Raw genomic sequence first — 26,752 nt, 5'->3', positions numbered from 1 at the left:
TTATTCACCAACCTTCAACTGTTTTTCTATTGATTTTTTAAGTATTTCTTTAGCTTCATTTAATGAAGTATTTTTCAATTGTGCTCCAGCCATATTCATATGACCTCCGCCTCCTAATTCTTCAAGAATTACTTGAACATTAGTATCTCCAATTGATCTACCACTAATCACTACATCATCGCCTATTTTTATTAATACAAAGCATACGTTAATTCCTGATATATTTAATAATTCATCTGCTGCTCTAGCTGCCATAAATGATTTTTTTAAACCCTTTGGCGCAATTGCTATAGCTAAGCCGTTTTTTACTTCTGCTGATTTTATAGTCTCAGCTATAATTAAAAAATCTTGTAAATTATCCATAAACATCTTTTTAACTTCTATAGTATCTGCTCCTATAGCTCTTAAGAATGAAGCTGCATCAAAGGTTCTTACTCCAGTTTTAAATGAAAATCCTTTAGTATCCATAAATATACCTGCTAGTAATCCTTCTGCTTCAATTTTTGTTAGATTCGGTTTTTGAACCATATATTGAATAACTTCTGTAACCATCTCTGATGTTGATGAAGCGTATACTTCTATATAATTTAATATTGCCCCTTCAACTATATCTGGACTTCTTCTATGATGATCTATAATTATCTTTCTTTGAGCTTTTTCAATTATTCTCTTATCTAATATATATCCTGTATTATGAACATCCACTATTATAAGTAATGTTTTTTCATTAATTTGATCATATGCCTCTTCAACTGATACAAAAAGATTATCATACCTAGAATCTATTTTTAATTTTTTTAAAAAATAATCTATAGCAGCAGTTTCATTTCCTAATATTATGTTGCATGGCTTCCCTAATTGTCTAACTACTGAAGACAATCCTAAAGACGATCCAAAGCAATCCATATCCGGATTCTTATGTCCAATAATAAATACATTACTACTTTCATATATTAATTCTTTCAAAGCATGAGAAATAACTCTAGCTCTAACTCTTGTTCTTTTTTCTATTTCTCTGGTATTGCCTCCAAAAAACTTAATTTTTTCATTATTTTTAATAGCAACTTGATCTCCACCTCTACCTAAAGCTAATTCTTTAGCTGTTGTTGCAAAGTTACTATTTTCTAAAGGACATGTACCTCCCCTGCCTACACCTATACTTAATGTTACCTCAAATTTATTTCCTCTATCTATTTCGGAAACCTCATCTAAAATTGAAAACTTATTGTTTATTTCTTCATCAATATATTTATCTTGTACTGATAAAACATATTTATTAGACTCATACTTTGTTATCATAGCCTTAAGTCTTTGAGCATATGCATTTATTGTTTTTTCAACTTCTGCCACTAACATAGGTCTGTCACTTTCCATGGTAGTTTCTAATACTTCTGATAAATTATCTACTTCTATAAGCATAATACTTTCTTTAGTATTTTCTATATTTTTATTATTGCTTATATCATTAAAATAAACTACATATAAATTTTCATCTAAATTGCTATTTTCAATTCTACTTGCATACACTTTATAGAAGGAATCTAATATTTTAATTTTTTGATGTAAATCCCTATCGCAAGTTAATAGTCTAGAAAGATTTAATCCTCTTGCAATGCTAACTACATTTAATCCTAAGGAATCTTCATCTGGAGTAAACTTTTGAAACTCTTTATTGTTCCAAATAATTTCGCCTGATTCTCTTATTAAAGCAACTGGAAATATTAAATTTAGAATATTATCATCAATATCTTTATTTATTATTTCTCTTACTCTCTCAATATTATCCTCTTCTTTTTCATCATTTCTATATTCACTAACAGTAAAGGCTATAAATATAATTAATAGTAAAGTTCCTAAAAGAGTGCTTTTTATATAGTAAAATCCTATGCAAGCTCCTATAAACATAATTGGTGTAATTATCGGTCTAATTATTTCAATCCCTTTTTCAAATAATTTTTTCCATTCCATAAGCTTAATGGTGCTCCTTTAAATGTAATTGAAGTTTACTTAAACTCCTTCCATCGCTTTCATATTCATGGCCCTCTGCAATTCCTACTTGTAGATTTTTCTTCATATCATCATCTACATCTTTACATGAATATCCAAGTTTTTGGGCTAATACATATAAAATAATTATAGCTCCTGATATACAGTTTAAAATTGCATCTTGAGCTACATTACTTCCCTTAGTTAATAAATGATAGAACTCTCCTATTATACATAAAAGGTTTGCTTTTAGCTTTTCTATCATTTTTATATTGGCCATTATATTTAAATCATCTCTCTTCACCCTGCTCACCCCTATACTAATACCCTTGTATCTATATTTTAAATATATTTGACTTTTAATGCAACATCTTATAGACTCAATTACATATTTTGTAAAATTATTTTGTATTAGTATAACAAAAAACCCCTGACAAGCCAGGGGTTAATTATTTTACTCAGTTGTAAATGGTAATAATGCTATATTTCTTGATCTCTTTATAGCAGTTGTTAATTCTCTTTGGTGCTTAGCGCAAGTACCAGAAATTCTTCTTGGTAATATCTTACCTCTTTCTGTTACGAACTTTCTTAGCTTAGTAATATCTTTGTAATCTATTGCTTCAGCTTTTTCTACGCAAAAAGCACAAACTTTTCTCTTAGATCTTCTCATTTTTCCAGATCTCTTCATATCTTTCATGCTAATTCCCTCCTTTTTTATAGACTATTAGAAAGGCATATCTCCATCATCTACAGGAGTCATGTCCTCCTCAAAATTCATTCCACCAAAACCATTTGATGAATTTGAATAATCAGAACCTGTAGAAGCACCAAATCCATTGTTATATGAACCTTGGTCTCTTCCAGCACCACCATTGTTACCTGATCCAATGAATTCAAAAGAATCTACAACTACATCTGTTGTATATCTCTTAGTTCCATCCTTAGCATCATAACTACCAGTTCTAATGCTTCCAGTAACAGCTAGTTGTCTGCCCTTAGTAAGATATTGTGCTATTGTCTCACCAGTTTTACCAAAAGCTATGCAATTGATAAAATCAGTTTCATCCTTCTTGAAAGGTCTTGTTACCGCTAAACTAAATCTAGTAACAGCAGTACCACTTCCAGCAGCAAAGTTTAACTCTGGATCTCTAGTAAGTCTTCCAATAAGTATTACTTTATTCATTACAATATCACCTCTTACGCTTCTTGTTTAACGATGATGTGTCTTATAACACCATCAGTAATTCTGAATACTCTGTCTAATTCCTTAGGTAGTTCTGAATCAGCATTGAAGTTGATTAATGTATAGAAACCTTCGTTAACTTTTGCGATTTCGTAAGCAAGCTTTCTTCTACCCCAAACGTCAACATTTTCTACAGTTCCTCCACCGTTTTCTATTACACCCTTAAATTTTTCGATTGCAGCTTTACAAGCTTCTTCGTCGAATGATGGGTGTAGTATGAATATAGTTTCGTACTTTCTCATCATTTTCACCTCCTCCCCTCGGACCTTGGCTGTGCTTTACACAGCAGGGATTACAATTAAATATTTTAACATTTTTTAATTTTCTTTGCAAGATATAATTAAAAAATTTTACGAATTTACTACTTTTTTGGCATCTTTTTGAAATTTACTTCTAGGAAGCATTATTATTCTTCCACAGCCTGTGCATTTAATCTTTATATCTGCTCCTAATCTTATCACTTCAAATTCCTTACTTCCACAAGGATGTTGTTTTTTCATTTCTACTATATCACCTAAATCAAAAGTTTCTATCATTATAGCCCTCCTAAATTAATTAATATTATTATTTACTAATTGAGTCTTTGGATATGGAATTTCAACATTAGCCTCATCTAAAGCAACTTTTATGTCTTTTCTTAAATCTCTTTCCATCTTCCATTGAGACATTGGTTTTGCTTTTCCAACTACTCTTATGGTGATTCCAGAAGAATTTAATGAAATTGCTCCTAATACTTCTATTTCATTTCTAATATCTTCCTTATTTTTTTCTTCAAATTTTTTACATGTAGATTTAATAATATTAATTGCATTATCTATATCTTCTTCATAAGCAATTTCTACATCGACTATAAATCTCATATCACCTCTAGAATGATTTGTGACTTCCGTTACAGATCCATTGGGTAAATTATGTGTGTCCCCACTAAAATCTTTTAAAACAGTAGATCTTATCCCTATATTTTCTACAATTCCGCTATATGCCCCTATAGTTACATAATCTCCTACTCCATATTGATCTTCAAATAATATAAAAAATCCGTTTATTATATCCTTGACTAAACTTTGTGCTCCTATACCAACTACGAACCCTATAGCACTTAAAACACCAGCAGAAACTTTAAATGTGCTCCCAATTATAATAGCAGCACCTGAAAAATAAACTGCGTATTTTAATGAGCTTTTAAGTATAGCTCCAACTGTAAATGCCTTCTGCTTATCCATTGAAAAACTTCGCTTACTATTGGCCTGATTATTAACAAATCTATCTATTACCTTGTCTCCTATTTTTATAATTAAATACATAATAACTATTAATATGATTAGTGATATAATTTTACTTATTACAAATCCTGCTCCAGATATTGAACTTTCAATAACCTTATCCCAGTCAACATTTAAAGAAAGCCTTCCAGTAAGCTCATCCTTAGTAGTAGTAACCCAAGTCAAATAATTATTCATGATATCTCTCCTATACTACTTCTTTAAATCCATTTTCTTCTTTAATATAAATGTTTTTATATCTTATAATATTCCTTTCAATTATCTCATCTATGTATTTTTTATCTTCTATTCTAACACATATTCCACAACTTTGAGTTATGGCTGTAGGGGTTGGCATCATTTTAAAAATATAATTTTCTTCTTTTAATGCTTTTTCCCCATTCATTGCATCAAGAGTATTCTTAAAAACTATAATATAATATTTCATATTCTCCTCCTTAATAATCTATATTTATATTTAATTATATTATATATATTTTTGTAAATGAAGATAATATATTCTATAATTTTAATATAGTTTAATATTTTTATAAAGGAGTTACTTTCATGAATAATATATACTTGGATAATGCTGCGACTACATTCCCTAAGCCTCAAAATGTGGTTGATTCTATATATAACTTTTTAACTAATATAGGTGGAAATCCCGGTCGCTCTAATCATGAGAACGGTCTTCAATCTAATAGATTGTTATTAGAGGCTAGGGAAACTATTGCTAACTTTTTTAACTTTAAAAATATAGATAATGTTATTTTTACTAATAATATAACAACTTCTCTAAACACTTTAATTAATGGATGTTCAAGAAAAGGAGACCATATTATTACATCTTCTATGGAGCACAATTCAGTACTAAGACCTTTAGTTAATTTAAAAGAAAATAATATAATTGAGTTAGATATAATAGAAGCAGATAAATTTGGATTTATTAATGTTGAAGATATTAGAAATATGATAAAACCAAATACTAAATTTATAATTTTAACTCAAGCATCTAATGTTACAGGTAGCATTCAACCTATAATTGAGATAGGCAAACTATGCAAAGAAAATAATATTTATTTCATACTTGATACTGCTCAGGGAGCTGGAGTTTTAAATGTAGACTTTCAAGAACTCAATTTAAGTGCATTAGCTTTTACTGGACATAAAAGCTTATTTGGTCCCCAAGGTATAGGAGGCTTCATTATTAGTGATGAATTAAATAAAATATGTAATCCATATATATTAGGTGGAACAGGAAGTCTTTCTCATTCTCTTATACAGCCAGATTTTTTACCAGATAAATTTGAGTCAGGTACACTTAATATGCCAGGTATAGTTGGACTAATGGAAGGAATTAAATTTATAAAATCAGAAGGTTTGAAAACTATCTACGAAAAAAATAAATTTTTAAGAAATCAATTAGTCTCAGGATTAAGAAATATAAATAATATAATTTTATATGAAGATATTAATAATGATAATTATACATCATGTGTATCTTTTAATATTAAAGGAATAGATACTGCTGAATTATCATTTATGTTAGACAGTGATTTTGGGATAAAAAATAGATCTGGCCTGCATTGTGCCCCTCTTGCTCATAAAACCATAGGGAGTTTCCCTACAGGAACTGTAAGACTAAGTCTTAGTTACTTTAATAATAAAGAAGATATTGAATATACATTAAATTCATTAAGTAAAATATCAAAATGAATACTAACCTCCCTTATTGTCAATAATTTCAATAAAGGAGGTTTTTTATGGTTTCACAAAATAAATTAACTATAGACTCACTATTTCCAAGTTCCTATATTGAACTTGGAGAATTTTTATATAGAAATCTAAAAGAAATTATTAAAGATAATAGACAAATAGTTTTCATATGTATAGGAACTGATAGATGTACTGGAGATTCGCTTGGACCATTAGTTGGATATAAATTAAAATCATTTTATAAAGAACTACCTAAAAATAATATTTATATTTATGGCTCCTTAGAAAATCCAATTCATTCTAAAAACATATTAGAGATAATAGATAGAATAAAAGCAAACTTTAATAATCCATATATAATCGCTATAGATTCCTGCCTTGGTAAAATTAATAATATTGGAAAAGTATTTATAGAAAATAAGCCTATTTCACCTGGCCTGGCTCTAAATAAAGATTTACCTCTTGTTGGAGACTTAAGTATTACTGGAATAGTTAATATATCCGGAAACTATGAATTTATAATATTACAAAATACACGATTATATACTGTTATGTCATTAGCAGATTGTATATCTCAAGGTATAATTTATTTCACAAAAAAAATTATAGATACTTCAGACTCACTAGCACTATACTAAATAAAAAGGTACTTTTATATATTTTTTCTTATTCCGTCGCATTTGCTCCAAATCATCGCATAATTAATAGAAACAATTCAGAGCTAAAGGAAGAAAAATATAAAGCGCTATTCACAGAGTAACATTTTTATAATTTCCTGGTATAATAAAAATGAGCTATTACAAAGCCAATAATTTAGTTTTGTAATAGCTCATTTAAATATTCTATTTTTTATTTATTGCTTCATTTAATACATATGATTCTTCTTCTGATAATTCATATCTAGATATTCCTTTATCAACAGGTTTTGCATAAGTAGTACTATCATGCCTTGAATAAATACCTGTAATTAATACTCCATCATTATATGAATCTAATATAGCTATAGAGAAGCTTAAGTCGCTACCTACATCTGGGAAAGCTTTATATCTCATTATTGCTACTTTATTTACGCAGCCTTTAATTTCTTCTTTAATCACTTCACACTCATTAATTGCTTTTTGTGATTTAGCCATAACTTTATCAATTTCATCTAACTTTGATGTAATAAGCTCTTCAAGATTTTTAGATTTTGCCCCTCTCATAAGTCTTGTATATCTCCTCTCAAGTTTCTTAGTAGATCTCATTAATGAAATAACTAGAATAAACAGTAAGAATATAATCACTAGTAATCCAATAAGTATAAAAGCAATGTTTTCATTTATTATATTAATTAAATACTCCACTTTAAGTGCTCCTTCCTAAGCTCAGAAATAACACTATAATGTTTCACGTGAAACAATTTAATAAAAATTTCAAATAAATGTTTCACGTGAAACATTTATAAATCAATTATTTCTAATATCCTCTGTAAATCTTCATCTGAATAATATTCTATTTCAATTTTCCCTTTATTATTTTTATTACTTATGTTAACTCTAGTTCCAAAGTAATTTTGAAGTCTTTCAGTAACATCCTTATAATAAGGATTTAACTCTCTTACTTTTTCCTTTGGTTGCTTTTCAACCTTTAAAGATTTGATCAATCTTTCAAGCTCCCTAACAGACAATTTTTCATCAATAACTTTTTGAGCTATTTCGCATTGAAGTTTAGGATCTTCTATTGCTAGTAATGATCTACCATGTCCTTCAGTAATAACTTCATCTATTAAATATTGCTTTACTGTATCAGAAAGTCCTGTTAATCTAATAATATTACTAATAGCCACTCTTGACTTTCCTACTCTCTTACTTAATTCTTCTTGGGTTAAATCAAAATCGCTTAAAAGTTTCTTATAAGCTAAGGCCTCTTCAATTGGATTTAAATCTTGTCTTTGAATATTTTCTATTAACGAAACTTCTAATATATCCTTATCAGTTAATTCCATAACTATTGCAGGAACTTCCTTTAATCCTAATAGCTTTGCAGCTCTCCATCTTCTTTCTCCTGCAACTATAACATAATATTTATCTTTCTTATTTAATATAATTGGCTGAATTATTCCATGCTCTTTTATAGATTGAGCTAATTCTGCTATCTTTTCATCATCAAAGGATTTTCTAGGTTGCTCATCATTACTCTTAATTAAATTTAATGAAATAACCGTCGGTTTGTTACTTTCCTTTACTTGAACATCGTTAGGAATTAAAGCTCCTAATCCCTTTCCTAATGCTGACTTCTTATTCATATTAATCACCTACTTATTATTGCCTACTTAAGAATTCTCTAGTTAAATTTCTATAAGATTCTGCACCTTTACACTTTTCATCATATAGCATAATTGGTAACCCAAAACTTGGGGCTTCAGCTAATCTAATATTTCTAGAAATAGTAGTATTATATACTTTTTCATTGAAAAAATTCTTTACTTCTTCAAAAACCTCATTACTTAAATTAGTTCTATAATCATACATAGTCATGACTACACCTTCTATTTCTAAGTCCTTATTTAAAGATTTTTTAACAAGTTTAATTGTATTAATAAGTTGTCCAACTCCTTCTAAAGCATAAAATTCACATTGAATTGGTATTAATACGGATTCAACAGAAGTAAGTGCATTAATTGTAAGTACTCCTAAAGATGGCGGACAATCTATAAATATAAAATCATAGTCATCTTCTACTTCCTTAATTTTATTAGCTAGAATTACTTCTCTATTTTCTTTTCCTATAACTTCTACTTCCGCACCTGCTAACTCCATGGTTGAAGGAGCTATATCTAAATTCTGTACTAGCTCACTTTTTAAAATTACTTCTTTTAATGAAGCATCTGATGTTATAACATCGTACATTGACATTTCTAAATTTCTTTTATCTAAACCTAATCCACTAGTCGTATTTCCTTGGGGATCTATATCTATAGTTAATACCTTGTATCCTTCCATTGCTAAAAATGCACATAGATTAATGTTTGTTGTAGTCTTTCCAACTCCACCCTTTTGATTAAATATACAAACCTTCTTCATCTAAAAAGCTCTATTTTAGAGCTTCACCCCCCTTCACATACTAATATTATATATAGTTTTAAATAATATTAAAAGATTAACATAATAAAAAAGTGAATAAATATTATATTATTTTATAAATTTTTCTAAATATAATATTTATGTAATATTTACGCACTAATTACATACTAATTCTATGATTATTAGGTTCAATAAAATATTAAATCTATAAATAACTTATTAGTAATTATAATTTTATAAAATAAAAAAGGCACAAAGTGCCTTATACTTACTTCTTAGGAATAGAAACGGTTATTTGTATAAATTCCTCTTCTTCCTTAAATTTATATTCAGCTGGTATATTAAATTTATCAAAAACTTGTCTAATTGTATTAACATATAGCTTTGCAGGAAAAACACTCTTGACTCTCTTCTTTTCCTTATTATTTAATTCTTCTCCAGCTAATTTTAATAACTCTTTATTTATTAATTCTTCTGTAGATTTAACATTAAGAGAATCCTTAACAACTTTTTCAACAACTTTAAGTTGTAATTCTTCATTAGGTAATGATAATAAAGCTCTTGCATGTCTTTCTGTTAACTTATTATTTAGGCAAACTTCTCTTACTTTTGAACTAAGCTTTAATAATCTAAGCTTATTAGCTATAGTAGATTGCTTTTTACCCATTCTCTTTGCAAGTTCATCTTGAGTAAATTTATGATCATTAATTAAATTATAATAAGCTTCAGCCTCTTCAATAAAGTTTAAATCCTCTCTTTGTAAGTTTTCTAATAACGCAATTTCTGCAGATTCACTATCTGTTATTTCAATTATATTGCACGGAACAGATTCAAGTGATGCCATCCTTGCGGCTCTCCAACGTCTTTCCCCTGCAACTAACTCAAAATTTTCTCCTCTTTTTCTAACTGTAATAGGCTGAATAATTCCATGTTCCTTTATAGATTGAGATAATTCTTCTAAAGCCTCTTCATTGAAAAATCTTCTTGGCTGATAGGTATTTGGAAATATTCTATCTACACTTATATTAGTAATTTCTCTATTCATATGCACCCAACCATCCCTTATTAAAATAAATTACCACTAAACTCAATAATTTAAAAATTCTATTTTTCTTTATTATTTCCTTCTTTTATTTCCTAATTTTGTAAGACAAATTCACTTATTATCTTATATAAAATTACAAATGAATTCATATAATTAGGTATTGCTTCTCATATCGACTAATTTTATTAACATATGCTGTAGAATACATTATCTAATAGGCTTCTTATTTATTGTGCCTGCTTTTCTTGGATATGTTTTAGGACATTTATTAACCTTCTTAACTTCTACAATGTTATGTTTTAAATCTGATTCTTCGATATTTACTTCTATTATATTTTCTAATTTTCCACCTAAGGTGCTAATAGCCTTTTGCCCTTCTCTAAGTTCTTCTTCTATAGCTGGTCCCTTAAGTGCAACGAAATGTCCATTTAACTTTACATAAGGTAGACAAAATTCTGATAAAACAGCCATATTAGCAACAGCTCTTGATGTTACTACATCAAAATTCTCTCTAAATTCTGGTTTTCTTGCTCCATCTTCCGCTCTTGAATGGATCGTAATTACATTTTTTAATTCTAAAGCAGATACGACAGTATTTAAGAAGTTAATTCTTTTGTTTAATGAATCTAATAATGTTACATTTATATCGGGATTCATTATAGCTATTGGTAGGCCAGGAAATCCCGCCCCCGTACCTACATCTATAATACTTTTTGCATTTTTAACTGCGTTAGACTTAAAAGCCTTAATACAATCAATAAAATGTTTTTTAATTATCTCTTCGTCTTCAGTTATTGCAGTAAGATTTATTTTTTCATTCCATTCCTGCAAAAGCTTCATATATGTTATAAACTGATTATACTGTTTTTCAGTTAAATCTAGTCCAACTTCTAATGAAGCTTCTTTCATTAATTGAAAATATTCCATATTTCCTCCATAAAAGCTTATTTCTTATATTGATGTTCTAAATATATTAATAGTACAGATATATCTGCTGGAGAAACTCCTGATATTCTAGAAGCTTGCCCTATACTAATAGGTCTAATATTAGATAACTTTTGAATAGCCTCTGTTCTTAAACCCTTAACTTCCTTATAATCTATATCTTCTGGAAGTAATTTCTTCTCAAATTTTCTAAATTGCTTAACTTGATCTAATTGGCTACTAATATAACCTTCGTACTTAGTAATTATATTAATTTGTTCACCAATATCCTCACTATACTCTGGTCTATCTGGATCTAATTCAGACAAATTAAAATAATCTAATTCAGGTCTCTTTATAAGCTCATAAAAACTGATTGGTTTCTTTAATTCAACTGAGCCTTTAGAAACTAAGAAGTCATTAACTTCTTTTTTATTTGTTATTTGAAGCTCTTTTAATCTATTAACTTCATTTTCTACATTATTTTTTCTAGTTATAAACTTTTGATATCTTTCTTCAGTTACAAGTCCAACCTTATAACCAGTTTCAGTTAATCTAAAGTCTGCATTATCTTGTCTTAATAATAATCTATATTCTGCTCTTGCAGTCATCATTCTATACGGTTCATTAGTACCTTTTGTAACTAAATCATCTATTAAAACACCTATATATCCATCTGATCTAGTTAAGATCATAGGCTCTTTTTCTTTTATTTTTAAAGCAGCATTAATACCTGCCACAAGTCCTTGCCCTGCAGCCTCTTCATATCCTGAGCTACCATTTAATTGTCCAGCTCCATATAATCCCTCAAAGTTTTTAAACTCTAATGTAGGCTTTAGTTGTGTTGGATCAATTGAATCATACTCGATAGCATATGCAGTTCTCATTATTTCTGCATTCTCAAGACCAGGTACTGTTCTTAACATTTGTAATTGAACATCTTCTGGTAATGATGAAGACATTCCTCCAACATACATTTCTTGAGTATCTTCACCTTCTGGTTCTACAAATAATTGATGTCTTTCTCTATCTGGGAATCTCATAACCTTATCTTCAATAGATGGACAATATCTAGGACCTACCCCCTCGATTAGTCCATTATACATTGGAGATCTATCTATATTATCTCTAATTATATTATGAGTTTCTTCACTAGTATAAGTTAACCAACAAGAAACCTGCTCTCTTGAAATATCTCCACTCATAAAAGAAAATGGAACTATCTTTTCATCACCAGGTTGCTCTATCATCTTAGAAAAATCTACTGTTCTTTTATTTATTCTTGCTGGAGTACCAGTTTTAAATCTTCTTAATTCTATTCCTAAATCTATTAAAGATTGAGATAGTTCATTTGCAGCTGATAATCCATTTGGGCCACTGTTATATGTTACATCACCTATGATAATTTTAGCTCTTAAATAAGTTCCTGTTGTTAATATAACAGCCTTACAATTAAAGTATCCCCCATTTTTAGTAAGAACACCTTTAATTTTTCCATCCTCTACATCTAACTCTACAACCTCTAATTGTCTTAAAGCTAAATTTTCTTGATTTTCTAAAACACTCTTCATTCTGTACTGATATTTTTTCTTATCTGCTTGAGCCCTTAAGGAGTGAACTGCTGGGCCCTTTGAAGTATTTAACATTCTAGATTGAATAAAAGTATTATCTATATTAACACCCATTTCTCCACCTAGAGCATCAATTTCTCTTACTAAATGTCCTTTTGCAGTTCCTCCTATATTAGGGTTACATGGCATCATAGCTACAGAATCAAGATTTGTAGTGCATATTAATGTCTTTAAGCCCATTCTAGCTGATGCTAATGCAGCTTCACAACCAGCATGACCAGCACCAACAACTACTACATCATATTCTCCTGCTTTATATTTCATATTTATATTTCTCCTACTTTCCACAACAAAATTCTTTAAATATCTTATTAACTAAATCCTCTTCTAATTCTGATCCTGTAATTTCACCTAAAGCCTTTAATGCTGCTGTTACAAATATTGAAATTAAATCTAAGTATTCATTATTATTTAGTCTTATAAGAGCTTCATTGCAGTTCTCGCCTGCTCTTATTAAAGCCTGCTTATGTCTTGAATTAGATATGATTAAACTTTCGCTATCTATTTTACCACTAAAGAACATCTTCTTAATCTCATTTTTCAAACCATCTATACCAATATCTTCTTTAGCTGAAATTTTTATTATATTTTCAAATTTTTTTAATAATGAATTATCTATTTTATTTTCTAAATCAATTTTATTTAATAAAACTATAGATTTTTTATTTTTTATAGCCTCAATTATTTCAATATCTTCTTTATCAAGTTCCCTTGACGAATCTAAAACCAATAAGACTAAATCTGCCTCATTAATCTTTTCTTTAGATTTCTCAACACCAATCTTTTCAACTAAATCCTCAGTTTCTCTAATTCCTGCAGTATCTATAATCTTAACTGGAATTCCATCTAAGTTAATATATTCCTCTATGACATCCCTAGTAGTACCTGCTATATCTGTTACTATTGCTCTCTTCTCTTTAAGAAGAACATTTAATAAAGATGACTTTCCTACATTGGGCTTACCCACTATAGCTAAGCTTAATCCATCTCTAATTATCTTTCCTTCATCTGCGCTCTTAAGAAGTTTTTCGATATCCTCATGAGCTTTTTCTAAGCTTTCTTTAACTCTAATTGGAATTGTTGGGTCTATTTCTTCATCATCTTCAGTAAAGTCTACAGCATATTCTATTAATGCTAACACATTTAATAAATACTCATTAAGCTTATTAATTCTTTGTGATAAGGATCCATTACTTTGCATTAAAGCAGATTTCATGGCAAGTTCAGTTTTAGCAGTTATTAAATCCATAACAGCCTCTGCTTGAGATAAATCAATTCTTCCGTTCAAAAATGCTCTCTTAGTAAACTCACCAGGTTCTGCTAGTCTTGCACCAGCTTTAATGGTAGTTTCTAATACCTTATTAGTAGATGTTACTCCACCATGACAATTTATTTCAACAGTATCCTCAGCTGTAAAGCTTCTTGGACCCTTCATGTAGCTAATAATTACTTCATCTATTAACTCATTAGTATTTATGTCAACTATGTGCCCATATCTCATAGTATAAGTTTTCATTTCTTTTATATCTTTACCGTTCTTAGGCCTAAATATCTTAGATACTATATCTAAAGCCTTATCTCCAGACACTCTGATAATTGCAATTCCACCTTCACCAATAGCTGTTGATATAGCACAAATTGTATCAAATTCTTTCAACTTCTATCCTCCTTGTCTTGACTTAAATAAGTCTGTATTTATAGTATATCCCTTTTTAACTAATATTCATTTTACAAAACTATTTATAGTAAGTCAAAATAAATAAATAAGTGATAGATATCAAAAAATAAAAGGCAAGAAAGCCTTACGGCCTCCCCACCTTTATTTTTTAATATCTACTACTATTCTTCTATGAGGTTCATCTCCCTCACTAAAAGTATAAACATATTCATTATCTTGTAAAGCAGAGTGTATTATCCTTCTTTCATAAGGATTCATTGATTCTAGTTTATAAGGTCTTCTTGTTTTTATAACTTTATATGCAGTTTTTTCAGCTACTCTTACTAAAGTTTCTTCTCTTTTTTTTCTATAATTTTCGATATCCAGAACTACCTTTTTATAAGGAATATCGTGATCCTTGTTAACAACTAAAGAAGCTAGGTATTGTAAAGAATCTAAGGTCTCACCCCTATATCCTATTATAATTCCCATCTTAGGACCAGTTAAATCAATATTAATTACGTCCTTTTCTTCTTTAATCCTAATCTCTGCTTGTACTTTCATATTATTAAGAACATTTCTTAAAAATAATCTTACTTCTTCTTTATAGTCCCTTTTTACTTTAACTAATATCTTAGCAGGTTTCGTACCTATAAAATTCAAAAATCCCTTAGAACCTTCATCTAAAACTTCATATTCAACCCTATCTTCTGTAAGTTTTAATTGTTTTAAGGCATTTTCCAATGCTTCACCTACAGTTTTACCTGTCATTTCTAATGTTTTCATACCCTATTCACCACCTAGTAATACTAAATATTTAATTTTTTTTCTTAGTCTTTGGTGTTGCTTTTTTGGCATTTACTACTGCTTTTAATTTTGCTTCTTCTTCCTTAGCTTGCATCTTCTTCTTAGCTGGCATGTAATTTAAGAAATAAGTTTGAACTAATTGAATAATTCCACCTATTATCCAGTAAATCACTAGGATAGATTTAAAGTTAATTGCCATTATCCCCATCATACCTGCCATCATTAAGTTCATTGATCCCATATTCATTTGCGGACCATTTTCATTCTTAGGCATAGATTTAGTTAATAATAAACTTGGTACATATGTGCTTAAGAACGCTAATACTGGTAATATAAAATAAGGGTCTTTTTCAAATACATCCGGTATCCATAAGAATGATGGATGAATTACAGATGACTTATCTATGTTCAAAAATACATAGTAAAGTGCAAAAAGTATTGGCAATGGTAATAATGATGGAAGACATCCCCCAAGCATGCTTACATTATTTTCCTTCATACATTTTGAATATTCAGCCTGCATCTTTTGAGGATCATTAGCATACTTCTTTTGAATTGCATTTAATTCTGGTTGAATTTCCTGCATTCTTGCATTAGATCTATTTGCCTTTATATTAAAAGGAAGAATTAATAATCTTATTATTAGTGTAAATAATGCAATTGTTAATATATATGATGCCCCACTTGGCTCCATATTAAATAGATTTAAGATTATCTTATGCATACCTTCAAATATAACCGTCAAAAAGTTTGTTATAGGTTGTAAGAAACTCATCATATTTTGTGCGTAACCTCCTTATTTTAATGGATCATATCCACCTTTAGCAAATGGATGACACCTTAAGATTCTCTTTATAGCTAAAAAACCACCCTTTATCGCTCCATATTTAGTTATAGCTTCTATCGCATATTCTGAACATGTAGGAACATAAATACATGTTGGTGGTCTCATTGGTGAAATATATTTTCTATATAAATGTATAGATTTCAACATTATTTTTTTCATTATCTATATAAGCCTGCCTTTGAAAAAAGTTTTTTCATAGCTTCTTCTACTTCAAAGTAGCTCTTTCCTTCAATGGCACTTCTAGCTACAAAAACAAAGTCATAGCCCGATTTAAGATCTTTTTCATTCAACCTATAGCTTTCAGTTATCAATCGTTTACTCCTACTACGGACAACGCTATTTCCAACCTTTTTACTAACTGAAATTCCTACTTTATTATAAGTATGACCATCTTTAGTCTTATTTCTTCTATTATTATATATATATAAAACTAAAAGATTGTTAGCTAAAGATCTTCCCCTTCTATAAACTAATTTAAATTCATTGTTTTTTCTTAACCTGTACATCATTAGAAACTTTATACTCCTTTTTTCCTGCTATTGCAGAAAAAAGGCCACTATTTGCGGCCCTTATGCTGTTAATCTTTTTCTACCTTTTTGTCTTCTTCTCTTAAGAACAGTTCTTCCTGATGAAGTTTTCATTCTCTTTCTGAATCCATGTTCCTTTTTTCTTTGTCTCTTTTTTGGTTGGTATGTCATGAACATTTCACTACACCCCCTTTAAATTGTAATTTCTATAGTAAAAACTATAATCCCATTTTTAAATTTACCTTATTATTATATATATATCAGGTTTTTATGTCAATACACTATAATTTTCAAATTCTGTTGATAAATATAAGCAATATTATCACAGAATTTGTGGATAACTTCTTGAATACTCTATTTAACTTATGTTATTATTAGTAATGAATGTGAATAATTTATTTTTAAAGTGAACTTATCCACAGTTGTGGATTAAATTGTGAATAACTTGTTCGCTTTTTATTTATTTCTTATCTATTATACTCTATTTTTAGCTAAATTAATGCTTTTATACTATGTTAATAATGTGTAAAAATGTACATAATGATATTGTGGATAATTTTTTATAAATTATTTTATCAACATAATTATTAACATGTGATTATTTATATTATATTTATTAACATTCATTTTCATGTGTTAATAAATGTGTTGATATATTGTTATTAACTAATATATCTTAAACTAAATTTTTTTTTATGGAGGATATACAATGAATAATGATCTTAAATCATTATGGGAAAAAACATTAAATATTATAAAAGGTGAAATGAGTGAAGTTAGCTTTAATACATGGATTAAAAGCTGCGAACCTATTTCTATATCTTCCAATACTATAAAAATCAGCGTTCCAAATTCCTTTACTCAAGACATCTTGGAAAAAAGGTATAAGGACTTAGTTGTAAACTCCATAGAGGCTGCTTGCTCAAAACTTTACGGGGTAGATTTTATAGTTGCATCCGATATTCAAGAAGTTGACGAAAAGGAAGAGAAGAATACAAAGCTTGATGATAAATCATCTGTTACTGTAAATGATGAAATGTCTAGTACATTAAATCCTAAATACACCTTTGATTCTTTTGTCATTGGTAATAGTAATAGATTTGCTCATGCTGCATCTTTAGCTGTTGCAGAGGCTCCTGCTAAGGCTTATAACCCTCTGTTTATTTATGGAGGCGTTGGACTTGGAAAAACACACTTAATGCATGCTATTGGTCATTATGCTCTTCAAAATAACTCTAATGCAAAAGTAGTATATGTTTCTTCGGAAAAGTTTACTAATGAGCTTATTAACGCCATTAAAGACGATAAAAATGAAGAGTTTAGAAATAAATATAGAAGTGTGGATATTTTACTAATCGATGATATTCAGTTTATAGCAGGAAAGGAAAGAACTCAGGAGGAGTTTTTCCATACATTTAATGAATTACATGATGCAAATAAGCAAATAATTTTATCATCAGATAGACCACCTAAAGAAATTCCTACATTGGAAGATAGGCTACGTTCAAGATTCGAATGGGGTTTAATTGCTGATATTCAACCACCAGATTTTGAAACTAGAATGGCTATTCTTAAAAAGAAAGCAGATGTAGAAAAATTAAATGTAGCAAATGAAGTAATGGTCTATATTGCAACAAAAATTAAGTCTAACATTAGAGAGCTTGAAGGTGCTTTAATTAGAATAGTAGCATATTCGTCATTAACTAACAGACCAATAACTGTGGAACTAGCTAGTGAAGCTCTTAAGGATATAATCTCAAATAAGCAAAATAAAAATGTAACTATAGATGTTATACAAGATGTTGTTGCTGCTTATTTTAATCTTAGGGTAGAAGATTTAAAATCTCAAAGGAGAACTAGAAATGTAGCTTATCCTAGACAAATAGCTATGTATCTAAGTAGGAAGCTTACAGATATGTCATTGCCAAAAATCGGTGAAGAATTTGGAGGAAGGGATCATACTACTGTTATACATGCTTATGAAAAAATATCTGATACTTTAAATACAGATGAAAGTCTACAACACACAGTAAATGATATAACAAAGAAACTAACTCAAAATTAATCAACAAATGTACATAAGTATATTGAATTATTTGTGGATAACTACTAAAAACAATATTACTTGTTAATACTGTGGATAAGATATGTAATTTTTGCTTCACTTATCCACAATATTTTTTTATAAATAATCTAGTATTTTCAAGGGGTTAAACCACTTATCAACATATCAACAGCCCCTATTACTACTATTATTAAATTTTATCTATATATTAATCTATATATCTATGATATTTCAGTGGATATTATATGTTTATAAATTAAGGAGGTTTTTTATATGAAGTTTATATGTGAAAAACAAAAACTACAAGAAGGTATATCTATATCTAGTAAGGCTATAACAGGAAAAACAACAATGCCTATACTAGAAGGAATATATATAACTGCAAAAAAAGATGGATTGACTATAATAGGATCAGATATGGATGTTTCCATTGAGACTAAAGTAGAAGCTGATGTTCAAGAAGAGGGTATGATTGTAATAGATTCTAGAATATTTGGAGAAATAATAAGAAAACTTCCTAATTCAGAAGTTACTATTGAAACTTTAGAAAATGATATCATGCAAATAGCTTGTGAAAAATCAATATTTAACCTAGTTTATATGAATGGTGAGGATTATCCAGAATTACCTAAAATAAATGAAAATCTATCAGTTGAAGTTCCTCAAAATATATTAAAAAGTATGATAAGAGGAACATCATTTGCAATAGCTCAAGATGAGACTAGACCAATATTACAAGGAATATTATTTGAAGTTAAAGATAAAATCCTAAATTTAGTTGCATTAGATGGTTATAGACTAGCAATAAGAAATGCATTTTTAGATAATGACAATGATATCGAAGTTGTTATTCCAGGAAAAACTCTAAATGAGGTATCAAGAATATTAGAAGATGTTTCAGAAATAGTAAAAATAACATTTACTAATAATCACATATTATTTAACCTAAATAATACTAAAATTATATCGAGGTTATTAGATGGTAAATTTGTAAACTATGTTTCTTTACTACCTCAAGAACATAAGATATCTATTGATGTAAAAAAGCAAGAATTACAAAACTGTATTGAAAGGGCATCTTTAATGGCTAAAGATAGTAATAGTAATTTAATTAAATTAGATGTTCAAGAAGATACTATGATAATAACTTCAAATTCTCAATTGGGAAAGGTGAGAGAAGAAGTGAGTATAAATCTGCAAGGTGAATCAATTCAAATTGCATTTAACTCTAGATATTTATTAGATGTGCTAAAGAATATTGAAGACGATGAAGTTGTTTTAGAAATGACTTCAAGTGTTAGTCCTTGTGTAATTAAATGCAAGAATGGAGACAATTCTAAATATTTAGTATTACCAGTTAGACTATTAAGATAGAAAGGAATATGCATAAAATTTGTATTTATATGCATTAAATTGGAAAATGAATGAGATTAAAATAGTTACAGAATTTATTAAATTAGATTCTTTTTTAAAATGGTGCGGAGCAGCTTCATTAGGATCAGAAGCTAAAATGTATATTTTAGATGAGATGGTTAAGGTAAATGGTGAAATTTGTACTCAAAGAGGAAAAAAAATTAGGCAAGGTGATGTAGTAGAGTTCAATGGAGAAGAATATAGAGTAGTTTAATTGCCATTAACCTGATAATTACTTTTATTCCTCTAATATGTTATAATTAAAATAGGTGTTAGGTATGTATATTAAGAAAATACAAATATTGAATTATAGGAATTACAAATCTTTAAATATAACACTGGGGAAGAATGTAAATGTATTTATGGGGGATAACGCTCAAGGTAAGACTAATATTCTTGAAGCCATTTATTATTGTGCATTTGCGAGATCCCATAGGACTTCTAAGGATAGGGAATTAATTAATTGGAATGCTGAAGGTGCTTATGTAAGTGTGTTAGTAGGTAGGGATAGACTCGATAAAACAATTGATATAAATATACTTAAAGATGGCAAAAAGGCAATTAGAATAAATAAAATTAAGGCTGCTAAAATTGGAGAGTTATTTGGAAACTTCAACGTTGTTATGTTCTCACCAGAGGATTTAAGAATAATTAAGGATTCACCTGGTGTTAGAAGAAAATTTATTGACATGGAACTATGTCAATTAGATTCTAAATATTATTATAACTTAGTCCAATATAATAAAGTATTGAATGAGCGTAATATTCTTTTGAAGAAAAGAAATGCGGATAAAGATATTTTAGATATATATGATATTCAACTAGCAAGTTTTGGTTATCACATAATAACAGAAAGAATAAAATATATTAATAAGTTAAATTTTTATGGAAAGAATATACATAAGGATATATCTTCTGGTAAAGAAGATATAGAATTTAAGTATATAAGCACAGTAAAAGACTTAGAAAATATAGAAGATAACTTTTATGAGTTATTAAAGAAAAATAGAAATAAAGATATTGAAAAAGGTTCAACTAGCATTGGGCCACATAGAGATGATTTTACTGTGCTTATTAATGATATAGATACCAAGAGTTTCGGATCGCAAGGTCAGCAAAGAAGTGCTGTTCTAACAATGAAGTTTTCCTCCTTAAAAATCATAAAGGAGTTAACATCAGAGTATCCGGTATTATTGCTAGATGATGTTTTATCAGAATTGGATTTCAGTAGAAAAAGATATATTTTAAGTACTATAGGGGAAATTCAAACAATAATAACATGTACAGGAATAGAAGATCTTACAAATTATTTAGATGATAGTTCCAAGGTCTTTAAGGTTAAGGATGGTGAAATCCTAAATTAAGGGAGGAATTCTTATGTTTTTACATTTAGGAGAAAATGTTGTCGTTCCAATTAAGGATGTAATTGGAATTTTTGATTTACAAACTACTATGTATAGCTCAGATACAAGTTCTTTTTTAAGAATGGCAGAGGAAGATGGGTTTGTAGAAAGGATTTCAAAAGAGAAACCTAAATCTTTTGTTATAGCTGAAGTAAATAAGATGAGTAAAATTTATTTATCACCAATATCATCTTCAACTTTAACAAAGAGAACAAATATAGATTATAATCCATAATTCCAATTTTAAATCTTCAACAGGTTAAAATAAAATTTCGTAAAGGAGGAGATTATGTTGGAAAATAATAAGCAAAGTTATGATGAAAGTCAAATTCAGGTTCTTGAGGGCTTAGAAGCAGTTAGAAAGAGACCAGGGATGTATATAGGAACTACTAGTTCGAGAGGATTGCATCACCTTGTTTATGAAATAGTCGATAATAGTATAGATGAGGCCTTAGCTGGATATTGTGATGAAATATTAGTTTCAATAAATGAGGATAACTCAATAACAGTAATAGATAATGGTAGAGGTATGCCTACAGGAATACATCCCAAAATGGGTAAATCTACTGTTGAAGTCATTATGACAGTACTTCATGCCGGTGGTAAATTCGGTGGAGGTGGATATAAGGTATCTGGTGGATTACATGGTGTTGGTGCATCAGTTGTTAATGCTCTATCTGAATGGTGTGAAGTTACTGTATCAAGAGATGGAGAAGTATGGAAGCAAAAATATAATAGGGGAGTTGCATTATCAGATTTAGCTAAGATTGGAGAAACTACAGAACATGGAACAAAGGTTTCTTTTAAACCAGATGATGAGATTTTTGAAGAAACTGAATATGATTTTGAAATTTTAGCTAATAGATTAAGAGAATTAGCATTCTTAAATAAGGGAATTAGGATAATTCTGACAGATAAAAGAGAAGAGGATAAGCAAGAAGTTTACCACTATGAAGGTGGGATAAAGGAATTCGTTGCTTACTTAAATAGAAACAAGGAAGTATTGCATCCAGAGCCTATTTATGTAGAAGGTGAAAAGGATGGAATAATTGCTGAAGTATCACTTCAGTATAATGATGGATATAATGAAAATCTATATTCTTTTGCAAATAATATAGATACCATAGAGGGTGGAACACACTTATCAGGATTTAAGACTGCATTGACAAGAGTTATAAATGACTATGGTAAAAGATTTAATCATATAAAAGAAAGTGATAAGAATTTATCTGGAGATGATATTAGAGAAGGATTAACAGCTGTAGTTTCTGTTAAAGTATCTGAACCACAATTCGAAGGTCAGACTAAGACTAAGCTTGGAAATTCTGAAGTTAGAAGTGTAGTTGATTCAATAGTTGGTGAAGGTGTTTCTATATTCCTTGAGGAAAATCCGAATGTAGGAAAAATAATTATAGAAAAAGCATTAATGGCAGCAAGAGCTAGAGATGCAGCTAGGAAGGCTAGAGAATTAACTAGAAAATCAGTTTTAGAAAGATCATCATTACCGGGGAAATTAGCAGACTGCTCATCTAAAGATCCATTAGAATGTGAAATCTATATAGTTGAGGGAGATTCTGCGGGTGGCTCAGCTAAACAGGGAAGAAATAGAAGATTCCAAGCTATACTACCATTGAGGGGTAAGATACTAAACGTAGAGAAACAAAGATTAGATAGAATTTTAACTGCTGATTCAATAAAGTCTATGGTAACTGCATTTGGAGCTGGAATAGGTGAAGATTTTGATGAGAGTAAGTTAAGATATAATAGAATTATAATAATGACAGATGCTGATGTAGATGGTGCTCATATCAGAACGCTATTATTAACATTCTTCTTTAGATATATGAGAGGACTATTAGATGGAGGACACGTTTATATAGCTCAACCACCATTATATCAAGTTAAGAAGAATAAAAAGGAATACTATGCATATTCAGATCCGGAGCTTGAATCAATACTTAAAGAAATTGGAGGTAAAGATAACTCAACTAATATTCAAAGATATAAAGGTCTAGGTGAAATGAATGCATCTCAATTATGGGATACAACTATGGATCCTGAAAAAAGAATATTATTAAAGGCAACCATAGAAGATGCTATAGCAGCTGATGAAATATTCACTATATTAATGGGTGATAAGGTTGAACCTAGAAGAGAGTTTATACACAAAAATGCTAAGAAGGTAAGTAACTTAGATATTTAGTACTAAAGCGAGGTGAGGTACATGAGCTTAAATGAAGGAAAAGTTATAGAGGTAGATATAAATAAAGAAATGAAGAGGTGCTATATTGATTATGCCATGAGTGTTATAGTTGGTCGTGCGCTTCCAGATGTTAGAGATGGGCTAAAGCCAGTACATAGAAGAATATTATATTCTATGAATGAACTTGGATTAGCACCAGAAAAAGGATATAGAAAATGTGCAAGAATAGTTGGAGAGGTTTTAGGTAAATATCATCCACATGGTGATACTTCTGTTTATGATGCGCTTGTAAGAATGGCACAAGATTTCTCAATGAGATACATGCTTGTAGATGGTCATGGTAACTTTGGGTCTGTAGATGGGGATAGTGCAGCCGCTATGAGATATACAGAAGCAAAAATGAATAAAATTGCTGTTGAAATGTTAAGAGATATAACTAAGGATACAGTAGATTTTATTCCTAACTTTGATGGTGAAGAGAAAGAACCTGTAGTTTTACCATCAAGATATCCTAATCTTTTAGTTAATGGATCATCAGGTATAGCAGTTGGTATGGCAACTAATATTCCTCCACATAATTTAGGAGAGATAATAGATGGGACTATAATGCTTATAGATAATCCAGAAGCAACTATTTTAGAATTGATGACTTCAATTAAGGGGCCAGATTTCCCAACAGGGGCTACTATTATGGGAAAGGCAGGAATAAGAGCTGCCTATGAAACTGGTAAGGGAAGAATAATAGTTAGGGCAAAAGCAGAAATTGAGGAAGAAAACAATAGACATAGAATAATTGTTACTGAGATACCATATCAAGTAAATAAAGCTAAGCTTATTGAAAATATAGCAGATTTAGTAAAGGATAAAAGAATAGTTGGAATATCTGATTTAAGAGATGAATCAGATAGAGAAGGTATGAGAATAGTTATAGAACTAAAGAAGGATGCAAATCCAAATGTAGTTTTAAATCTATTATATAAGCATACAAAGATGCAGGATACTTTTGGAGTAATAATGTTAGCTCTAGTGAATAATGAGCCTAAAATTTTAAACTTAAAGCAAGTTTTAAGTTATTATATAGAGTTTCAAAAGGAAGTAGTAACTAGAAGAACAGTATTTGAATTAAATAAGGCAGAAGCAAGAGCACATATTCTTGAAGGATTGAGAATTGCTCTTGATAATATCGATGAAGTTATAAGTATTATTAGATCATCAAAAACTAGTGAAATAGCTAGAAATACATTGATGGATAGATTTGGATTGAGTGATAAGCAGTCACAAGCAATCTTAGAAATGAGACTAAGAAGACTTACAGGCTTAGAAAGAGATAAGATTGAAGAAGAGTATGCTGAGATTATGAAACAAATAGAATACTTAAAGTCAATATTAGCAAGTGAAGAAAAGTTATTATCTGTAATTAAAGAAGAACTTATTGAAATTAAGAGAAAATATAATGACGATAGAAGAACTTCTATAGAAAAAGTTATGAATGAAATTGATATAGAGGACCTTATTCAAGAGGAGGATGTAGTAGTTACATTAACTCATTCAGGATATATAAAGAGAATATCAGCAGATACTTATTCAGCTCAAAGAAGAGGGGGAAGAGGAATACAGGCAATGTCTACTAAGGAAGATGACTTTGTAGAGCATGTAAATATTACTTCAACCCATTCAGATGTACTATTCTTCACAAATAAGGGAAGAGTTTATAAATTAAGAGCATATGAAATACCTGACGCTGGAAGAACTGCAAAGGGAACTAATATTATTAATCTTATTGCTATAGAACAGGATGAGAGAATAGAAACTGTTCTTACTATAAGGGATGATGTTAGTGATGGATTCTTATTTATGGCAACAAAACAAGGATTAGTTAAGAAAACACCTTTATCTGAATTTAAAAACCTTAGAAAGAATGGTTTAATAGCTATTAACTTAAGAGATGGAGATGAACTTCTTAAAGTTAAGGTTACACGTGGAGATGCTGATATAATTTTAGTAACTCAGGGGGGGAATGCTATTAGATTTAATGAGGTAGATGTAAGGCCTATGGGAAGAACGGCATCAGGAGTTAGGTCTATAAATTTAAGAGATAATGATATTGCAGTTTGTATGGATATAGCTGTAGAAGATGAGGATTTATTAGTTATAAGTGAAAATGGATTTGGTAAGAGAACTCCAATTACTGAGTATAAGGTTCAAAGAAGAGGTGGAACCGGATTAATTACTTATAAACTATCAGAAAAGACAGGAAAAGTGGTAGGTGCTACTGTATGTAAGTTAGAAGATGAGCTTATGTTAATAAATACAAGTGGTGTTGCAATAAGAATTAATGTTTCTGATATATCTGTTACAAGCAGATCAGCAATGGGAGTAACACTTATGAGAACATCTGAGGAAGAAAAGATTGCTGCAATTGCAAAAATATCAGGTGGAAATGAGGAAAAGGAAGAACAATTATCATTAGGAGAAAATGATGAATCAATTTATTCAGAAGATTTAAACACTGAAATAGAAAATGAAATAGTAGTAGTAGATGACTTTGGTATAACAGAAGATTAAAGTCATGGATATAATAAAAATCGTAATTAATTTAGATGTATTAAATGTAAATTAATTACGATTTTTTCATATTTTTAAATAAAATATATTGAAACTAACGTAATCTTATCCTGGTGTATCAATATTAGAATAATAAAGAAAATTTAAGAAAAAAAAAGTATAATAAAAATAAATTCGTCATAATAGTAAATATAAATAAGACGATAATAATTTTAAGTGGTAAGATAAATCTCGTCGCTGAGAGATGCGGCAAATAAATTTGAAAATAACTTAAAAAAGTTGTTGACAAATAAAAAAACAAGTGATAAGATAATGAAGTCGCTTGAGGGCGACGAAGAAAAATGGTCTTTGAAAATTGAACAGAATATAAGTTAAGTATAAAATAAACCAGCA

29 protein-coding genes are annotated in these 26,752 nt (G+C 29.3%); 9 read left to right on the top strand and 20 right to left on the bottom strand.

Features of this window, described 5'->3' with window-relative positions:
- The 8 genes from ACQPUY_RS16610 to ACQPUY_RS16575 all read right to left on the bottom strand — a co-directional run bounded on the left by ACQPUY_RS16610 (position 1) and on the right by ACQPUY_RS16575 (position 4,939).
- Positions 1–1,968: a DHH family phosphoesterase gene (locus ACQPUY_RS16610; protein ID WP_430842991.1), complete on the bottom strand. Its 1,968-nt coding sequence runs from the start codon at positions 1,966–1,968 to the stop codon at positions 1–3.
- Positions 1,969–1,972: 4 nt separating this feature from the next.
- On the bottom strand, positions 1,973–2,290 hold the full coding sequence (locus tag ACQPUY_RS16605) for a MazG-like family protein (RefSeq protein ID WP_430842989.1): 318 nt from the start codon (positions 2,288–2,290) through the stop codon (positions 1,973–1,975).
- Between the two features lie 150 nt (positions 2,291–2,440).
- On the bottom strand, positions 2,441–2,683 hold the full coding sequence (gene rpsR, locus ACQPUY_RS16600; protein WP_008676141.1) for a 30S ribosomal protein S18: 243 nt from the start codon (positions 2,681–2,683) through the stop codon (positions 2,441–2,443).
- Between the two features lie 27 nt (positions 2,684–2,710).
- Positions 2,711–3,169, bottom strand: coding sequence for a single-stranded DNA-binding protein (locus ACQPUY_RS16595; RefSeq protein ID WP_430842987.1), 459 nt, complete (start codon positions 3,167–3,169; stop codon positions 2,711–2,713).
- Positions 3,170–3,183: 14 nt separating this feature from the next.
- The gene (gene rpsF, locus ACQPUY_RS16590; RefSeq protein WP_430842985.1) at positions 3,184–3,471 is read right to left on the bottom strand and encodes a 30S ribosomal protein S6; all 288 of its coding nucleotides are present in this window, start codon (positions 3,469–3,471) and stop codon (positions 3,184–3,186) included.
- Positions 3,472–3,579: 108 nt separating this feature from the next.
- Positions 3,580–3,765 carry a DUF951 domain-containing protein gene (locus tag ACQPUY_RS16585; RefSeq protein WP_430842983.1) on the bottom strand — a complete coding sequence of 62 codons (186 nt, stop codon included), beginning with the start codon at positions 3,763–3,765 and terminating at the stop codon, positions 3,580–3,582.
- Between the two features lie 15 nt (positions 3,766–3,780).
- Positions 3,781–4,689: a mechanosensitive ion channel family protein gene (locus tag ACQPUY_RS16580; RefSeq protein ID WP_430842981.1), complete on the bottom strand. Its 909-nt coding sequence runs from the start codon at positions 4,687–4,689 to the stop codon at positions 3,781–3,783.
- Positions 4,690–4,699: 10 nt separating this feature from the next.
- Positions 4,700–4,939, bottom strand: coding sequence for a DUF3343 domain-containing protein (locus ACQPUY_RS16575; RefSeq protein WP_430842979.1), 240 nt, complete (start codon positions 4,937–4,939; stop codon positions 4,700–4,702).
- Positions 4,940–5,058: 119 nt separating this feature from the next.
- Between ACQPUY_RS16575 and ACQPUY_RS16570 the strand changes: the two genes are divergently transcribed.
- Together ACQPUY_RS16570 and yyaC are read left to right on the top strand one after the other, a co-directional pair.
- Positions 5,059–6,210 carry an aminotransferase class V-fold PLP-dependent enzyme gene (locus tag ACQPUY_RS16570; RefSeq protein WP_430842977.1) on the top strand — a complete coding sequence of 384 codons (1,152 nt, stop codon included), beginning with the start codon at positions 5,059–5,061 and terminating at the stop codon, positions 6,208–6,210.
- A gap of 47 nt (positions 6,211–6,257) precedes the next feature.
- Positions 6,258–6,848, top strand: coding sequence for a spore protease YyaC (gene yyaC, locus ACQPUY_RS16565; protein WP_430842975.1), 591 nt, complete (start codon positions 6,258–6,260; stop codon positions 6,846–6,848).
- 204 nt (positions 6,849–7,052) lie between these two features.
- On the opposite strand, the gene ACQPUY_RS16560 is transcribed toward yyaC, so the two are convergent.
- The 12 genes from ACQPUY_RS16560 to rpmH form a co-directional block, all read right to left on the bottom strand.
- Complete coding sequence (locus tag ACQPUY_RS16560; protein WP_430842973.1) at positions 7,053–7,553, bottom strand: DUF4446 family protein; 501 nt, start codon at positions 7,551–7,553, stop codon at positions 7,053–7,055.
- 95 nt (positions 7,554–7,648) lie between these two features.
- Positions 7,649–8,494 (bottom strand): ParB/RepB/Spo0J family partition protein, encoded by an 846-nt coding sequence (locus ACQPUY_RS16555; RefSeq protein ID WP_430842971.1) that lies wholly within the window; start codon positions 8,492–8,494, stop codon positions 7,649–7,651.
- Positions 8,495–8,510: 16 nt separating this feature from the next.
- Entirely contained in the window at positions 8,511–9,272 is a 762-nt protein-coding gene (locus tag ACQPUY_RS16550; RefSeq protein ID WP_430842969.1) for a ParA family protein, read from the bottom strand.
- Positions 9,273–9,540: 268 nt separating this feature from the next.
- Positions 9,541–10,317 (bottom strand): nucleoid occlusion protein, encoded by a 777-nt coding sequence (gene noc / locus ACQPUY_RS16545; protein WP_430842967.1) that lies wholly within the window; start codon positions 10,315–10,317, stop codon positions 9,541–9,543.
- A 207-nt stretch (positions 10,318–10,524) separates the two neighbouring features.
- Positions 10,525–11,244 carry a 16S rRNA (guanine(527)-N(7))-methyltransferase RsmG gene (rsmG, locus tag ACQPUY_RS16540; protein WP_430842965.1) on the bottom strand — a complete coding sequence of 240 codons (720 nt, stop codon included), beginning with the start codon at positions 11,242–11,244 and terminating at the stop codon, positions 10,525–10,527.
- A gap of 17 nt (positions 11,245–11,261) precedes the next feature.
- The gene (gene mnmG / locus ACQPUY_RS16535) at positions 11,262–13,136 is read right to left on the bottom strand and encodes a tRNA uridine-5-carboxymethylaminomethyl(34) synthesis enzyme MnmG (RefSeq protein WP_430842963.1); all 1,875 of its coding nucleotides are present in this window, start codon (positions 13,134–13,136) and stop codon (positions 11,262–11,264) included.
- A 13-nt stretch (positions 13,137–13,149) separates the two neighbouring features.
- Entirely contained in the window at positions 13,150–14,529 is a 1,380-nt protein-coding gene (gene mnmE / locus ACQPUY_RS16530) for a tRNA uridine-5-carboxymethylaminomethyl(34) synthesis GTPase MnmE (RefSeq protein ID WP_430842961.1), read from the bottom strand.
- A gap of 162 nt (positions 14,530–14,691) precedes the next feature.
- On the bottom strand, positions 14,692–15,315 hold the full coding sequence (jag, locus tag ACQPUY_RS16525; RefSeq protein WP_430842959.1) for an RNA-binding cell elongation regulator Jag/EloR: 624 nt from the start codon (positions 15,313–15,315) through the stop codon (positions 14,692–14,694).
- A 31-nt stretch (positions 15,316–15,346) separates the two neighbouring features.
- Positions 15,347–16,114, bottom strand: coding sequence for a membrane protein insertase YidC (gene yidC, locus ACQPUY_RS16520; protein ID WP_430842957.1), 768 nt, complete (start codon positions 16,112–16,114; stop codon positions 15,347–15,349).
- Positions 16,115–16,132: 18 nt separating this feature from the next.
- A complete protein-coding gene (yidD, locus tag ACQPUY_RS16515; RefSeq protein WP_430842955.1) occupies positions 16,133–16,342 on the bottom strand; it encodes a membrane protein insertion efficiency factor YidD in 210 nt (69 codons plus the stop codon).
- The gene (gene rnpA, locus ACQPUY_RS16510; protein WP_430842953.1) at positions 16,342–16,692 is read right to left on the bottom strand and encodes a ribonuclease P protein component; all 351 of its coding nucleotides are present in this window, start codon (positions 16,690–16,692) and stop codon (positions 16,342–16,344) included. The genes yidD and rnpA overlap by 1 nt, the downstream gene beginning before the upstream one ends.
- Positions 16,693–16,752: 60 nt before the next feature.
- Positions 16,753–16,887 carry a 50S ribosomal protein L34 gene (gene rpmH / locus ACQPUY_RS16505; RefSeq protein WP_156627817.1) on the bottom strand — a complete coding sequence of 45 codons (135 nt, stop codon included), beginning with the start codon at positions 16,885–16,887 and terminating at the stop codon, positions 16,753–16,755.
- Positions 16,888–17,419: 532 nt separating this feature from the next.
- Between rpmH and dnaA the strand changes: the two genes are divergently transcribed.
- From dnaA to gyrA, 7 genes are all read left to right on the top strand, one after another.
- A complete protein-coding gene (gene dnaA, locus ACQPUY_RS16500) occupies positions 17,420–18,775 on the top strand; it encodes a chromosomal replication initiator protein DnaA (protein WP_430842950.1) in 1,356 nt (451 codons plus the stop codon).
- A gap of 273 nt (positions 18,776–19,048) precedes the next feature.
- Positions 19,049–20,149: a DNA polymerase III subunit beta gene (dnaN, locus tag ACQPUY_RS16495; RefSeq protein WP_430842948.1), complete on the top strand. Its 1,101-nt coding sequence runs from the start codon at positions 19,049–19,051 to the stop codon at positions 20,147–20,149.
- A gap of 46 nt (positions 20,150–20,195) precedes the next feature.
- Entirely contained in the window at positions 20,196–20,402 is a 207-nt protein-coding gene (gene yaaA, locus ACQPUY_RS16490) for a S4 domain-containing protein YaaA (RefSeq protein ID WP_430842946.1), read from the top strand.
- A 64-nt stretch (positions 20,403–20,466) separates the two neighbouring features.
- A complete protein-coding gene (gene recF / locus ACQPUY_RS16485; protein ID WP_430842944.1) occupies positions 20,467–21,552 on the top strand; it encodes a DNA replication/repair protein RecF in 1,086 nt (361 codons plus the stop codon).
- Positions 21,553–21,565: 13 nt separating this feature from the next.
- Positions 21,566–21,826, top strand: a complete 261-nt coding sequence (gene remB, locus ACQPUY_RS16480) for an extracellular matrix regulator RemB (protein WP_430842942.1) — start codon at positions 21,566–21,568, stop codon at positions 21,824–21,826.
- Positions 21,827–21,880: 54 nt separating this feature from the next.
- The gene (gene gyrB / locus ACQPUY_RS16475; RefSeq protein ID WP_430842940.1) at positions 21,881–23,794 is read left to right on the top strand and encodes a DNA topoisomerase (ATP-hydrolyzing) subunit B; all 1,914 of its coding nucleotides are present in this window, start codon (positions 21,881–21,883) and stop codon (positions 23,792–23,794) included.
- A gap of 21 nt (positions 23,795–23,815) precedes the next feature.
- Positions 23,816–26,359 carry a DNA gyrase subunit A gene (gene gyrA / locus ACQPUY_RS16470; protein ID WP_430842938.1) on the top strand — a complete coding sequence of 848 codons (2,544 nt, stop codon included), beginning with the start codon at positions 23,816–23,818 and terminating at the stop codon, positions 26,357–26,359.
- The last annotated feature ends 393 nt before the right edge of the window (positions 26,360–26,752 follow it).

Origin of the sequence: Clostridium nigeriense (assembly GCF_050585245.1) — a bacterium.
In the GTDB taxonomy this organism is placed as follows: Bacteria; Bacillota; Clostridia; order Clostridiales; family Clostridiaceae; genus Clostridium; species Clostridium nigeriense_A.
This window is presented reverse-complemented; position numbering and strand designations above follow the sequence as displayed.